The 13,620-nt window shown below is 42.6% G+C and carries 15 protein-coding genes; 11 read left to right on the top strand and 4 right to left on the bottom strand.

Features of this window, described 5'->3' with window-relative positions:
* Window positions 1-38 precede the first annotated feature (38 nt).
* From FGL37_RS16915 to FGL37_RS16885, 8 genes are all read left to right on the top strand, one after another.
* Window positions 39-218, top strand: coding sequence for an RNA polymerase sigma factor (locus FGL37_RS16915; protein ID WP_028071619.1), 180 nt, complete (start codon window positions 39-41; stop codon window positions 216-218).
* A 106-nt stretch (window positions 219-324) separates the two neighbouring features.
* Window positions 325-888, top strand: a complete 564-nt coding sequence (locus FGL37_RS16910) for a sigma factor-like helix-turn-helix DNA-binding protein (protein WP_028071620.1) — start codon at window positions 325-327, stop codon at window positions 886-888.
* Window positions 889-923: 35 nt separating this feature from the next.
* A complete protein-coding gene (locus FGL37_RS16905; protein WP_051607258.1) occupies window positions 924-1,508 on the top strand; it encodes an FMN-dependent NADH-azoreductase in 585 nt (194 codons plus the stop codon).
* A 2-nt stretch (window positions 1,509-1,510) separates the two neighbouring features.
* On the top strand, window positions 1,511-1,867 hold the full coding sequence (locus tag FGL37_RS16900) for a nuclear transport factor 2 family protein (RefSeq protein WP_028071621.1): 357 nt from the start codon (window positions 1,511-1,513) through the stop codon (window positions 1,865-1,867).
* A gap of 205 nt (window positions 1,868-2,072) precedes the next feature.
* Window positions 2,073-2,441, top strand: a complete 369-nt coding sequence (locus FGL37_RS16895; protein WP_037534188.1) for an RteC domain-containing protein — start codon at window positions 2,073-2,075, stop codon at window positions 2,439-2,441.
* Window positions 2,442-3,122: 681 nt separating this feature from the next.
* Window positions 3,123-3,557, top strand: coding sequence for a sulfatase family protein (locus FGL37_RS25785; protein ID WP_232048723.1), 435 nt, complete (start codon window positions 3,123-3,125; stop codon window positions 3,555-3,557).
* Between the two features lie 30 nt (window positions 3,558-3,587).
* Window positions 3,588-4,646, top strand: a complete 1,059-nt coding sequence (locus tag FGL37_RS16890) for a sulfatase-like hydrolase/transferase (protein ID WP_232048722.1) — start codon at window positions 3,588-3,590, stop codon at window positions 4,644-4,646.
* 446 nt (window positions 4,647-5,092) lie between these two features.
* Window positions 5,093-5,683 carry a riboflavin synthase gene (locus FGL37_RS16885; protein ID WP_028068857.1) on the top strand — a complete coding sequence of 197 codons (591 nt, stop codon included), beginning with the start codon at window positions 5,093-5,095 and terminating at the stop codon, window positions 5,681-5,683.
* A 35-nt stretch (window positions 5,684-5,718) separates the two neighbouring features.
* On the opposite strand, the gene FGL37_RS16880 is transcribed toward FGL37_RS16885, so the two are convergent.
* The gene (locus FGL37_RS16880) at window positions 5,719-7,518 is read right to left on the bottom strand and encodes a chloride channel protein (protein WP_051606579.1); all 1,800 of its coding nucleotides are present in this window, start codon (window positions 7,516-7,518) and stop codon (window positions 5,719-5,721) included.
* A gap of 6 nt (window positions 7,519-7,524) precedes the next feature.
* Window positions 7,525-8,463 carry a hydrogen peroxide-inducible genes activator gene (locus FGL37_RS16875; protein WP_028068859.1) on the bottom strand — a complete coding sequence of 313 codons (939 nt, stop codon included), beginning with the start codon at window positions 8,461-8,463 and terminating at the stop codon, window positions 7,525-7,527.
* 221 nt (window positions 8,464-8,684) lie between these two features.
* Here FGL37_RS16875 and FGL37_RS16870 point away from each other — a divergent pair, with 221 nt between their 5' ends.
* A complete protein-coding gene (locus FGL37_RS16870) occupies window positions 8,685-10,847 on the top strand; it encodes a S46 family peptidase (protein ID WP_028068860.1) in 2,163 nt (720 codons plus the stop codon).
* A gap of 73 nt (window positions 10,848-10,920) precedes the next feature.
* Here the strand turns inward: FGL37_RS16870 and FGL37_RS16865 are convergent, their stop codons facing one another.
* Window positions 10,921-12,105 (bottom strand): MalY/PatB family protein, encoded by a 1,185-nt coding sequence (locus FGL37_RS16865; protein ID WP_028068861.1) that lies wholly within the window; start codon window positions 12,103-12,105, stop codon window positions 10,921-10,923.
* Window positions 12,106-12,246: 141 nt separating this feature from the next.
* On the opposite strand from FGL37_RS16865, the gene FGL37_RS16860 reads away from it, so the two are divergent.
* Window positions 12,247-12,642, top strand: coding sequence for a diacylglycerol kinase family protein (locus tag FGL37_RS16860; RefSeq protein ID WP_028068862.1), 396 nt, complete (start codon window positions 12,247-12,249; stop codon window positions 12,640-12,642).
* Here FGL37_RS16860 and FGL37_RS16855 read toward each other — a convergent pair.
* Window positions 12,622-13,092, bottom strand: a complete 471-nt coding sequence (locus FGL37_RS16855) for a hypothetical protein (RefSeq protein WP_051606580.1) — start codon at window positions 13,090-13,092, stop codon at window positions 12,622-12,624. The genes FGL37_RS16860 and FGL37_RS16855 overlap by 21 nt on opposite strands.
* Window positions 13,093-13,347: 255 nt before the next feature.
* Between FGL37_RS16855 and FGL37_RS16850 the strand changes: the two genes are divergently transcribed.
* The gene (locus FGL37_RS16850; RefSeq protein WP_028068863.1) at window positions 13,348-13,536 is read left to right on the top strand and encodes a hypothetical protein; all 189 of its coding nucleotides are present in this window, start codon (window positions 13,348-13,350) and stop codon (window positions 13,534-13,536) included.
* Window positions 13,537-13,620: the final 84 nt, after the last annotated feature.

Raw genomic sequence — 13,620 nt, 5'->3', positions numbered from 1 at the left:
AGCCTGAAATTTGCTAATATCAAAAATAGAATAAAAAGATGGAGAAACATTATAATAAGTTATTGACCTATGCCTACAATATTGTCGGTTCTTATGAAGATGCGAAAGATCTGGTACAGGATGTACTGGAAAAATACATTACATTGGATAAATCGAGCATCCGCCACGAATCCAACTTTCTGATTAAAAGCACGATTAATCATGCCATAAAATTTTAAAACCCGCCAAAGTAAAAAAGAAGTTTTCGGCGAATGGCTCCCCGAACCTGTTTCTTTTGAAAATGCCGATGCAAAACTTATTAGGGACGAAACGGCAAGCTATACCATGCTCGTGCTGTTCGAGTACCTGAACCCAAAAGAAAGAGCGGCCTACATTTTGAAAGAGGGCTTCGATTATTCGCATGCAGAGATAGCCGAACTGCTTGAAATAAGCACCGAAAATTCACGTCAGCTATTGAGCAGGGCCAACAAACAATTGAAAGACAGTAAATACTCAAGTTATAGCCCACATTTGGGTCACTCATTTGAGACTGTAGGCAGGTATCAGAAAGCGTTGGCTCAGGCTGACATCGTGGAATTGCAGAACTTATTGGTAGACGACATAAAACTCAGTGCCGACGGAGGTACGAAGGTGCAGGTAGTGAGCGGTTCGGAAATAGGGAAAACAGCTACGGCCACTTTATTGGTTTATGTACAGCAGCATTTTCTGATGGGAAAAACATTTACCTTTCAATTTTTCAATCATCAACCTGCTATCTGCTTTTGGGAGCATGAAAAGCTCCATAACTGTCATATACTCCAATTAAGTGAAGATGGATTGATCCAGGAAATATATTCCATTGTAGACCCGGATAAGCTAAAAAATATTACCAAGCTGTCACATATTTAGTACTCAAATGGTCTTCCATAGAAATAGTAAAAAAGATGAAGACATTATTGAGAATTGACAGTAGCTTACGTGTAAAAAACTCCTATTCCCGCAATGCGGGAGACAATTTTGTACGGGCATGGAAAGAACTTAATCCGGAAGGGAGCATCAGTATAAGGGAAGTAGGCACCTCCCACATTCCTCATCTTAAGCAGGAAGTACTTGAAAAATTTTATACTGCCGGGGATACTTCAGACCGCCTAAAATTGTCTAATCAGTTGATAGCAGAACTATTCGGGTGTGATGAAATCCTTATCACAGTGCCTATGTATAATTTTGGTATCCCCTCTTCGCTGAAAGCATATTTCGACCTTGTGCTGCGGACAGGTAAAACTTTCAGATACGACGAGGACAAAGCAATCGGATTGCTTCAGAATAAAAAAGCATACGTTCTCTCCGCTATGGGGGAACCGGATTCAGCTTTGCCCAATCTAGTGGAATTGCATCTACAGCAGATATTGAACTTTATTGGCATTAGGGAAATTTACTATTATTCATTGGACGGAACGGATGATAAAGAATCTGTCAAACAACAACTAAACCATCAAAAAGAATTATTTACAAACATTTTAAACAAATAAAAATGGTACAGGCAGAAAAAGCAATCGAAGCATTTGTAAAAGCTGGCGACAATCGTGATCTAGCAGCATTGGAAAGGATCTTACATCCCAGCTTTCAGAATATACAGGACGGGTTTTTCGATGAAAACGGGATTTTTGTATTCTCGAAATCTGACTATATCGAACTCATCCGTACCAAGCGATTCGGAGGAAGCCCAAGGAGCTTGGTGATAAACAGCATAAAGCAATCAGACCATATGGCTATTGCACACACGACGTTGGAAAGTGAGTTTCTTATCTTTCATTCATTGATAATATGCATTCGGGATAATGAGCATTGGAAAATAATAAATAACACACCCACAATCCATGTGAAGTAGTTTTCAATGATGGCTGAATAATATTCAGCCATCTTAAATAATCTTGAAGAATAATTTTGTTAATGCCTTATTTCTGCATTCTAAACAATTATTCTCCAACCAATAGGGAACCGTCTAAAATTATTCTAATGGGTTAACAAATACTAACGTAAGAGCAGATCGGCACGCTCCGGTCGGAACTCAATAGGAGAATAAATGCGAGTAAATGGATAAATTTTACAATGATAAGTTACACAAACTAGAAACTGTCATCAATGACTTCGAGATTGAAGCCGATTGTTCCATACAACGGATAGAAACCGTTATACACCATATTCTTGAATGCCTGTCCGAAATGAAAGGGTATGTCCTGAAAAGAGGGTTTAAGAATACTGATGAAGAAATCCGCTTTTTCAAATATCAGAAACCTGCCATTGTAGCTAAACTCATCTACTACAATGCCATTTACAAAATCGAGACAAAAAAGCCGTATGGCGCAAAACCTATAAGGAAATACCTCAATAAAGAACTGAAAAAGCTAAAAAGGTTCTTTGAAAACAACCTTTATTATACAAAACTGTTTATAAATGATTAATGCGTAAATTCTGATCGAAATATCTGCTATGGGTGATTCTTTAACAGCATAATACGTTAAAAATTAGTATTTTATTTGTCGTACTCTGTTTGTTTTGCTATATTTGGGTATAGCATTTGCAGCTAAAATGTATTAGAAAAAAGGTGAGTTATTAGGGGAGTCCAATAACAAAAGTCCCTCAAAATATTGTTAATCGTTGATTTTCGGACTAGGTTCGAATCCCAGCGGGATCACAAGAGAAAAGCTAATCGCAAGATTGGCTTTTTTGTTTTAACGGTATTAAGGATTCGAAAGAAGGGCCGGCCGGGTTCGATCCGATGGAGGCTCAGGGATGTGCGCGGGAACTGTGGGGCTGAGCCAATCCCAGCGGGATCACAAAGCCACTCGTTTTTGGGTGGCTTTTTCATTTTTCATAGCGACATCAAGCACTTAACCCAAAAGGCAACCTTCTGATCATTCCGTCAAAGCTGAGATACGCTTAACTACATAAATGCCGATTTTCACGAAGTTTATATACACCCTACTACATGGTACAGAATATGTAAAAAGACAATAAGGGGATGTAAAAGCATCGATTAGGTAAGAAAGCCGACACGCGGGATTTATAACAATACGGAATTAAAATTGTATATTGGATCCCATGAGCAACCCAATAATTCCTAATCCATGTACTTTTACGATATGAAAAAGTCACTTTTTCCTGTAATTTTACTCTCTTCCGGTTTAGTCGCAATATCCCCCCTGATCACGCGGGCGCAGACATCCGGGAAACCCAATGTGATTTATATCTATGCAGATGATCTCGGCTTTGGTGATTTAAGTAGCTATGGAGCTCAACAGATTCAAACACCTAACCTCGATCGGCTCGCCAGTACCGGCACGCAATTTACCAATGCACATAGCAGCTCCGCGACCTGTACCCCCTCCCGTTTTGCATTAATGACCGGCACTTATCCTTGGCGCCAGACAGGAACCGGCATTTTGCCGGGTGACGCAAAACTGATTATCCCAACAGATAAAATTACCTTACCCAAAGTATTTAAAAATGCAGGATACGCGACTGCAATTGTCGGAAAATGGCATCTCGGTTTGGGCAATCAAGTCAGCAAAGACTGAAATGCCGCAATACGGCCTGGACCAAATGATGTGGGTTTTGACTATTCTTTTATCTTTCCTGCCACCGCCGATCGCGTGCCGACCGTTTTTCTCGAAAATGAACGGGTGATCGCTGCGGATATAAACGATCCTATTCAGGTCGATTATGAAAAAAAAATTGGCAATGATCCCACGGGAAAAGAACATCCTGAATTATTAAAAATGCAATCCTCCTCAGGCCAGGGACATAATCAGACCATCGTTAATGGTATTGGCCGGATCGGCTACATGAGTGGTGGTACGCGTGCACGTTGGGTAGATGAAGAACTTTCTATGACTTTTCTTCATAAAGCACAAGAGTTTATTTCACAGCATCAGGACAAACCCTTCTTTCTTTATTTCTGCCTGACCGAACCTCATGTACCGCGTATGCCCGCAACGCAGTTTAAAGGCAAAAGTAAGCTCGGATATCGTGGCGATGCCATTCTTCAGCTGGACTGGACAGTGGGGCAAATACAAAAGCACTTGCAATTGCTCGGTATTGATCACAATACCCTCATCATATTTAGTAGTGATAATGGTCCGGTGCTCGATGATGGTTATATGGATGGCGCGGTTACCCAATTGAACGGTCACCGACCCGCCGGCCCACTCAGAGGTGGCAAATATAGCATCTTTGAAGGGGGCACTCGCGTGCCTTTTATTGTGAATGGCAAAGGTGCGGCTAAGGGCAAAATTTCGGATGCCCTGATTTGCCAGATCGATCTTTTGGCCACTAGCGCCCAGCTTGTGGGCGTCAAACTCAATGCTGATGAGGCGATAGATAGCGAGCCTTTATTAACAACATTGATGGGGCAGGAAGATAAAGGCCGGACGCACATGGTTCAGCACGCACAGACCCTGGCGATCGTAAAAGACAACTGGAAATACATCGCACCTAGCAACGGTACCCCATATATGAAACTGACAGACACCGAAACCGGAAATCTTTCCGAAGACCAATTGTATGACCTAAAGAATGACATCGGAGAAAAAAATAATGTTGCTTCAAAATATCCTGAAAAGGTAGCCGAACTAAAACAGTTGCTAAATGATCAACGAGAAAAATAACGATAAACCAAGCTCTCAAGCCTAAAATGTTGACAAACAGCAATTCATAACAAACAAAAAAAAGCTTAGCATCCGGTCGGGCGACCTGCTAAGCTTTTATAAATACCTCTGTGTAAGAGGCAATCAACCTAAACCTATGACAAAGATAGTGCTTCAAATGATATAAACAAAAATTTTGTTATATTTTTTTTCAACTCCCATTAATTTGCTTTCAGATCATATTCACAAAAGGAATAGTAAGTGTACAATATACACACAGACTTTTTGGGATTTTCCAAAGCTCTTTTTTAAGTTAAGCACCTCCAGTGGGGTTTTAACCTAAATAGCTATCCCCGCCCTGAATAAATTCCGCAACATTATTCTGTCATTCAACGGTCTATTTTATACCTCTGGAAAGGTGTTTATCGGATTATTTGTTACCTTTGGTTAATCAAAATTGTACGTGCATGTTTACCGGAATCATCGAAACGCTGGGAAAAATTGAACATATCGAAGCTGAAAAAAGCAACATCCATTTTTATGTGAGCTCCCCTATCTCAAACGAACTGAAAATTGATCAGAGTGTCAGCCACAATGGCGTCTGCCTCACAGTTGTCGGGCTGAATGATCAAGTACATAAAGTGACTGCGATCGATGAGACACTGCAGAAAACCAACTTAGCCGAACTGAAAATCGGGGATCTGGTTAATCTGGAGCGATGTACACTTGCTGGCGGAAGATTTGACGGCCATATCGTACAGGGCCATGTCGATCAGACGGCTACCTGCATCCAAAAGAAGGATGAAAATGGCAGCTTTATTTTTACGTTCCAATATGATCCGTCCAAGCAGAATATCACAGTGGAAAAAGGATCCATAACGGTCAATGGGATTAGCTTAACCGTCGTAGGTTCCAGAGATGATCAATTTTCCGTTGCGATTATCCCTTATACACTCGAACATACCAATCTTAAACAGGTCAATGTTGGCACCACCGTCAATCTTGAATTTGACATTATTGGCAAGTATGTTCATAAAATAATGGCTATGCGCGGATAAGCCCTTCATGACGATTGGTGGTGAGCACTGCTGCTTTACTCCAGATAATGCCCTTGGCGAATGAGCAAGGCTCTGTATTTATTAAAGACGCTTGACTTGGAGACAAATCCCATATACTTATTTTCATTCCCCAGCACGGGTAGTATCCAGGTATCATCTTTATTCATCTTAGCCATTACAATTTCCATATTCTCGTTGATATTTACCGTGTCATTTGGTTTCTGGGCCAGTTTTTCAAAGGTTGTGTCCCCACCGTCGACCTCCCCGAGCAGAACAGAAAATAAAAACTCGCTGTACAAGATGCCCATAAATTTCCCCTCATGACTGACCACCGGAAAGATATTGCGTTTGCTGTGTATAATATCGGATTGTCGGCTCTTGGGTGTCTCCTCCGGCCTCAATATAACGAAATTCGTTTCCAGCACATACTTGATCCGCATCATGCTCAGCACAGACCGGTCCTTATCCTCATAGGAAATCAGATCCCCGGATTCAGCCAATACTTTGGTGTAAATCGAATGTTTAAGTACCGCCCGGTTGATCAGATAGGAGATTGAACAAACCAACATCAGCGGCACCATCAGTGTATAGCCTCCGGTGATCTCTGCAATCAGGAATATACCTGTCAATGGTGCATGCATAATTCCGCTTAAGGCACCGGCCATCCCAGCCACCACAAAGTTAGGTACATTGAGTTCGGCCATTCCCGTTAGGTTCACGCCATAGGAAAATGCAAAACCTAACAGCCCCCCCATCACCAAGCTTGGACCAAATACACCTCCGTTACCGCCACCATTTAGCGTAAAAAGCGCAGCAAAAGATTTCCCGAAGAGTGTTAGAATGGTATATCCAAGCACCACCAGGCCAATGTCCTTATAATCGGAAAATAGACTGTTCTTCACAATGGCGTTAAACTGCCCATTGAGGATCTGTTGTATTGTAATGTAGCCCTCACCATATAGTGCAGGAAAGACAAAGATCATCAGCCCCAGCGAAATACCACTGATCCATACTTTACTGTAGGGATTTTTCACCTTGGCAAACCACTTGCCGACTGTCCGCGAAACACGGGCAAAATAGATCGTATACAATCCCACCATTACGGCCAGCAACAGATAAAATAACAGGGCCGAAACCTGCCAGTCAGAGTTGAACGTGCTAAATAGAGGCTCACTGTACAGAATTCGCGACACCACGGAAGCTAATGCCGACGAAATCAATAACGGAATAAAAACCGGAATCGAAAATTCCGGAAGTAGGATCTCAATGGCGAAGATCATCCCTGCCAAGGGGCTGTTAAAGGCCCCAGAAATGCCCGCCGCCGCACCGCACGCCAACAACATCGTGACTTCCTTGTATTGTAAACCAAAAAAACGGGCGATATTCGAACCGATAGACGATCCGCCCAGGGCCACTGGCGCCTCTAGACCACAAGACCCACCAAAGCCTACCGTGATCGCCGAAGTGACGACCTGCGAATAGATATTGCTCGGATCCAATCGGCTGCCTTTGCGGCTAATCGCGTAGATGATCGGCGTGATGCCATGCTCCATCTTCTTCCCCTTCAAAAATTTGCGTACAAAAAACACGCTCAACAAAATCCCGATTAAGGGAAACACCAGATACACTGAATATTTGACTTTCCAGTCAATATCATCCTGGATCGTCGCCGCAATAAAATGAGTCAGTCTTTTTAAGATAGATGCCATAAGTCCACCAACAATACCTACCAAAAAGGCTAGAATGATGATAAAATTCCGGTTCGAAACTTTCTTCATCCGCCATTGATTGATCTGGTCTATCTTCTTAAAAAAACGTACACTGAGGTTTGCCATGTCTTTTTATTGAAAGCTCAACACTTCCTTTTTCTTTTTTGTTTTGAACTTGTCTGGTACAACAGCCAGAACTTCCTTCTCTAAGGCCTGTATAGCTTGCCGCTTCACGTAGTTCTGCGTGGTGACCAGGGATATTTCCCGCACGGGTTCGGGAGATTTAAAATAACGGATCTTGTCCAGCTGCTCTTCTACATAGTCCGAAATTGACAGTTCTGGAAGTATCGTAATCCCGTCATTTATATCGACCATTCGCTTTAACGTTTCCACACTTCCTGTATTGTATTCAAAGCGTCCGGAGAGATCCTGATTATGTTTGTGATGACAGATGTTTAGCACCTGCCCACGCATACAGTGCCCTTCATTGAGCAGCCATAACTTGTCTTCGGCAATATCATCCCCACTCAGCACCTTTTTGGCAAAAAGCGGGCTGCGCTCAGAAATATAAGCGACAAAATTCTCATAAAATAAAGGCGATTCAAGTATGCCCGGATCATTTAAAGGAGTAGAAAGAACCCCGCAGTCCAACAGCCCCACTTTCAGTTCGTGAACAATGCGTTCTGTCGTATACTCCCAAATCTGCAACTGTAGTTTAGGGTATTTTTCCATAAACGTGGTCAGCACTTTTGGCAATAAATACGGCGCGATGGTCGGGATCACGCCCACCCTGAGTGTACCCTCAATCTCCCCTTTTTTGTCCTGAACAATCTCGCTAATCCGGCGGCTCTCTGTCAGCACCACCCGTGCCTGAAGGATAATCTTCTCACCTATTTCAGTCGGCACAACAGGCTGCCGGCTGCGATCAAAGATTTTTGCGCCCAACGATTCCTCTAGCTTCTGGATCTGCATGCTTAAGGTCGGCTGCGTCACAAAACATTTTTCAGCGGCAGCGACAAAACTACGGTATGTGTCTACAGCGATGATGTACTCCAATTGGATTAAGGTCATGTTAAAATCTTTAAAGCGCAAAATTACAAATACTCCCGCAAAACGATGGCAAATACACAATATTTTACTCCCCCACGACGGCTTCTGTATTTTTATATAACAATAAATACCCTGCCAAAATGCAGCATTTTGCGCATTATTGTTACAATACTTCATAATAAAAGTGGATTCATCAAAAAGCTTTTCTTAAATTTGACGATTTAACATGCGATATTTCAAACATGAAGTTTATCAATAGTACAACCATTGCACTAGCACTACTGCTGAGTGCAGCCAATATGCCTTATAGCAAAGCTAATCCCGATGAAGGAATGTTTCCTTTAAGCGAATTACACCGCGCAGGATTAAAAAAAGCAGGCTTGAAAATCAGTGAAAAGGATATCTATAACCCCGGCAACGTGGGCCTCGTGGACGCGTTGGTCCAGGTCAGCGGCTGCACCGGCTCCTTTGTCTCTAATAAGGGCTTGATCATCACAAATCACCACTGCGCCTTTTCCGCCGTACAGCTGGCCAGCACAGCAATAAACAATTACCTTAAAAATGGATTTGTCGCACAGAGCCAGGAACAGGAGATTGAAGCAAAAGGATTAAAAATCAGGATTACGGACTCTTATGAAGATGTATCTAACAAAATTTTAAATGCTGTAGCCAACATCAGTGACCCAGTGGAACGTATCAATACGATCAAACGCAAACAGGAAGAACTGGTCAGACAAGCCGAAAAAGAAGATCCGACGATTAAAGCCGAAGTATCCGAGATGTTTATCGGCAAAAGTTATGTACTGTTCCGTTATAAAACCATCGAAGATGTACGTCTTGTCTATATCCCACGCCAAAATATAGGTGAATTTGGCGGCGAGACCGACAACTGGGTATGGCCACGCCATACGGGCGACTATTCCTTTCTAAGGGCCTATGTCGGCAAAGACGGGAAATCGGCGCCCTATTCCAAGGATAATGTGCCTTATCAGCCAAAAAAACATCTGAAAGTAAACCCAAATGGGGTCAAAGAAAATGATTTCACGTTCATCTTGGGCTACCCGGGCCGCACATTCAGACACCGCCCTGCACAATACATCCGATATCAGCAGGAGTATCTCCTGCCTTACGTTTCCAATCTGTACGATTTTCAGAATAGACAGATGGAGGAAGCGGGCAAAGATAATACAGATGTTGCGCTATCCCTTGCTACACGCATAAAACGAAATGCGAACGTGCTCAAAAATTACCGCGGCAAATTGAAAGGGCTGCGTGGCATTGATCTGCTATCCACAAAAAAACAAGAAGATGAAGCGCTGGCCGCATTTATTTCAAGTAAACCAGAACTTAAGGACAAATATGGCAATTTATTGAGCGACATTGATGCATACTACCAAGTTAGCGATCAGGATGCTCTCAAAGAACTCTGGATCAACAATATTTACAGCAGCACTAGCTTGCTAAGAGTCGCACGCGACCTCAACGCTTTCAAAGCTGCCCTAGCTAATGAACGCTCACCGCAAAGCACAAAACAGCTTTTTGAGTATAATATTGAATCGTTCAAAAAGAACATAAAGGACATCTACGCAAGCTACAACAAACAGGCTGATCAACGTATCTTTGGAAAAATGCTGGAAGATGCAGCCGCATTCCAGGGCAAAAACCAGATAGCTAGCATTCAAAAACTGCAATTAAATCCTCAGATGGCCAACAATTATGCCACCCAAGCCATTGATGAAAGCAAATTGGCAGACCAGAACTATATCTTAAATTCCGTATTGGCCGATGCAAATACGCTGTTGCAGTTTAACGATAAACTGCTGGATGTTCAAAACGAACTCGATAAGGATATCACCACGTTCGCCGCTGAACAAAAAAGACGGGAAGGAGTCCTTAATAAATTGATGGGCGACTATGTTGCTGTCAAAGAAATATTCCAGGCCAAAAACTTTATCCCTGACGCCAACTCAACTTTAAGACTGACTTACGGACACATCAAAGGGTATTCCCCTGCCGATGCAACCTACATGAAGCCATTCACAACCATTGAAGGAATTATTCAGAAAGGCAATCTTGGACTCCCTGAATTCGATTATCCGCAAGAAATCAAAACAGCATACCTCAACAAAAATTTTGGCCCTTACTTGATGAAAGACCTGGGGTCGGTGCCCGTCAATATGCTATACGACATGGATACAACCAGCGGGAACTCAGGTTCTCCGATCATGAATGCAAACGGCGAACTGATCGGTGTCAATTTCGACCGTGCATATGACGCGACCATCAACGATTTTGCGTGGAACGAGAGTTATAGCCGCTCCATTGGAGTGGACATTCGCTACGTGCTTTGGGTGGCTGATAAAATTGACAACGCACACTTTATTTTGAAGGAAATGGGTGTATAAGCTATCCCACCCTTTGCATATAAAAAAAACACCTGTCCCTAGAGAGACAGGTGTTTTTTTTATGTAGCAATGACTAGAAAATAGGCTGCTTTTCCAATAGTTTCAGAACCACATTTCGCAGCCTTGCCAGCCCCTCCTCCAATGTTGCCCGTGAGCAGGCAAGATTGAGACGTATAAAATTATCGGTACCTTTTCCGTACATGGCACCCACATTGACCTGCAAGTGTTCGCTTTCAAGCAACATCTGTCCTAGCTTACGGCTAGATACCGGTAGTATGGAACAATCCACCCACGAAAGGTAAGTCCCTTCAAGCGGCACAACGCTTAATTCAGGCAAATACGTTGCTAAATAACTTTTTAAATAGCTATAGTTATCCCATATATATGAAAGCACCTGCTCAAGCCACTCCTCGCCGTCCTGATATGCCGCGATCAGCCCCGTGATAGCGAAGGGACTAATCATGCCTATCTCATTGACAAGGAAGGCCTCTCTAACCTTCTGATTCCATACAGGATCAGCAACAATGACTGCCGCTGCTTGTAGTCCGGCGAGATTGAACGTTTTGCTCGGGGCAATACAGGTAATCGAATTGTTCAGAAATGACGGTTTAATGGTAGCAAAAGGAAAATGCCGATTGTCTTCAAACACCAAGTCACAATGGATCTCATCGGAGACAACCAGCACATTATGTCTTAGACAGATATCCCCAAGACGTTCGAGTTCGCTCTCCGTCCAAACTCTTCCGGCTGGATTATGTGGACTGCATAGAATAAAAAGCTTTACATTCGGATCGCTGGCTTTAGCTTCAAAATCGTCAAAATCAATACGGTATACTCCGTCATCATACATCAGGTCATTCGAAACGACTTCACACCCGTTGCGTGTGATAGACGAAAAAAAACAATGGTACACCGGCTCCTGTACCAATACCTTGTCGCCCGGAACCGTCAACGCATGAATAATAGCAGAAAGCGCAGGGACAACACCATCGACCGGTAGAATCCATTCTCGTTCCAGCACAAATCCATGTCGACGACGTAACCAGCCCGCTATCGCATCATAATACTCCTCCGGAATCTTGGCGTACCCGTAGATCCCATGCTGTACCCGTTTCATCAAAGCTTCAACAACAGGCTCCGGGGCCGGAAAATCCATATCCGCTACCCACAGCGGGATCAGATCTTCATAAGCCTGCTGGTTCCATTTTACCGAATCTGTCCCTTTGCGGCTACTTAGTTTATCAAAATTGTAGATCATATAGCAATTCAATTATTAACCACTTCCAATAACCTGAGCTTGACAGCTCGAATATACCCGAACAAAACCGCCGCTCGGTAGGCTAAATTAGAAAAGATTATAATAAGAAGAAAGCTTATATTTACTCAAAATTATGTACGCATGACCAAAACTAAGTTCTCCTTCAAGAAACGACTCCATAGTTTCCGTTATGCCTTCAATGGACTCAGAATAATCTGGCGGGAGGAGCACAATTTTAAGGTACACTTGCTGGCGATGGTCTTGACCACCGCATTGTCACTGCTACTGCAGATCAACGCCTATGAATGGTTAGCTGTCATACTTGCCATTGGCTTTGTCCTGGTAGGCGAACTGCTCAATACGGCCATGGAAAACCTGGCCGATTTTGTATGTGCAGAAACGGATCCCCGCATCAAAAGGATCAAAGACCTCGCAGCTGCTGCAGTTTTGTTGAGTAGTATCACAGCATTAATCGTCGGTGCGATCATATTCGTACCTAAATTATACACGCTATTCTTAAGGATTGACCTTTTGTAACACTACCCTTTGATCATACGACAGCTTACCCGGATCTACGAAGGACGTTTTTCCGCCTCTCTCTTCCATCTCACCAAAGCCCTCCACTGCACGATCCCCGACGAGCTTGAATGCGACCTGTCGCACAGACTGCTGTCCTTCCGAAGAAAATGTGTAGTCGGCAAGCAAAAGACTGTCTTTGAGCGTACCGGCAATATGCCCCGCATTTTTGTCCTTTTCTTTCCATAGATAATTAAGGTCACCGTTCACTTGATCTCCCTGTATCGTTATCGCCAGCGATATCGTATCTCCATTTTTAACATATTGATAGCTCTGGCGAATGGTCGTCACACTGTCTGCTACTATATTGCGGATAGTATCCGGTTGCGAACTTTGTGCTCCTCTGTCAGTACGCTGCTGACAAGCCGTGACACTAAACAATAGACATAACACGATGCTAACTAACTTCATATTTTATTTTGTTGGTTGACTACAAAGAAGCAATCGGAATGCCATATTGTTTTAAATGCCAGGTATTTATTCTTTTTTAATATTTAGAATAAAAAAACAAAATACAATCAATTGCTGTTTATAAATTACAAGCTAGGATAAAAGATTAAAAATAAACAATTTAGTAACAATAAAATTATGGGAACCTTATTGTAAAGCTAGTTTTTATTAGTAAATTGTACTTGATAAAATTCAGAATTCTTAACCAATATTAGTATGAAAGATGTAAGCTTTAAGAAATTTGACAGTGGGTGCACCTCCCTCGCAAAGTTATCCATTGAAACAGATCTGGCTATTATTGTAAAAGAAAATGTTTCTGTTTCGCCTGAATCAAAGCTGGAGAAACTTCGCCGCTGTAAGGAAGAGCTGCTTAAGAGCCTTTGGTTTGTACAGCGCCAATATTAATACCCGATGATGTTTCATTAACTTTCAGGAAGTATCCTGATTCTTTACTTTCGGAAAAAAGCCTCCCCAAAACTATAAAGGAGA

The sequence above is a fragment of the Sphingobacterium thalpophilum genome (assembly GCF_901482695.1).
Classification (GTDB): Bacteria; Bacteroidota; Bacteroidia; order Sphingobacteriales; family Sphingobacteriaceae; genus Sphingobacterium; species Sphingobacterium thalpophilum.
Note: the sequence above shows the minus strand (reverse complement) of the source record. Positions and strands in the feature narration are given on the sequence as shown.

Bases quoted from the DNA above. Each gene is read 5' to 3' on its own strand.
- FGL37_RS16910 (WP_028071620.1), top strand. From the start codon at position 325: ATGCTCGTGCTGTTCGAGTACCTGAACCCAAAAGAAAGAGCGGCCTAC.
- FGL37_RS16895 (WP_037534188.1), top strand. From the start codon at position 2,073: ATGGATAAATTTTACAATGATAAGTTACACAAACTAGAAACTGTCATC.
- FGL37_RS16870 (WP_028068860.1), top strand. From the start codon at position 8,685: ATGAAGTTTATCAATAGTACAACCATTGCACTAGCACTACTGCTGAGT.
- FGL37_RS16915 (WP_028071619.1), top strand. From the start codon at position 39: ATGGAGAAACATTATAATAAGTTATTGACCTATGCCTACAATATTGTC.
- FGL37_RS16905 (WP_051607258.1), top strand. From the start codon at position 924: ATGAAGACATTATTGAGAATTGACAGTAGCTTACGTGTAAAAAACTCC.
- FGL37_RS16900 (WP_028071621.1), top strand. From the start codon at position 1,511: ATGGTACAGGCAGAAAAAGCAATCGAAGCATTTGTAAAAGCTGGCGAC.
- FGL37_RS16885 (WP_028068857.1), top strand. From the start codon at position 5,093: ATGTTTACCGGAATCATCGAAACGCTGGGAAAAATTGAACATATCGAA.
- FGL37_RS16855 (WP_051606580.1), bottom strand. From the start codon at position 13,092: ATGAAGTTAGTTAGCATCGTGTTATGTCTATTGTTTAGTGTCACGGCT.
- FGL37_RS16865 (WP_028068861.1), bottom strand. From the start codon at position 12,105: ATGATCTACAATTTTGATAAACTAAGTAGCCGCAAAGGGACAGATTCG.
- FGL37_RS25785 (WP_232048723.1), top strand. From the start codon at position 3,123: ATGAAAAAGTCACTTTTTCCTGTAATTTTACTCTCTTCCGGTTTAGTC.
- FGL37_RS16880 (WP_051606579.1), bottom strand. From the start codon at position 7,518: ATGGCAAACCTCAGTGTACGTTTTTTTAAGAAGATAGACCAGATCAAT.
- FGL37_RS16850 (WP_028068863.1), top strand. From the start codon at position 13,348: ATGAAAGATGTAAGCTTTAAGAAATTTGACAGTGGGTGCACCTCCCTC.
- FGL37_RS16860 (WP_028068862.1), top strand. From the start codon at position 12,247: ATGACCAAAACTAAGTTCTCCTTCAAGAAACGACTCCATAGTTTCCGT.
- FGL37_RS16875 (WP_028068859.1), bottom strand. From the start codon at position 8,463: ATGACCTTAATCCAATTGGAGTACATCATCGCTGTAGACACATACCGT.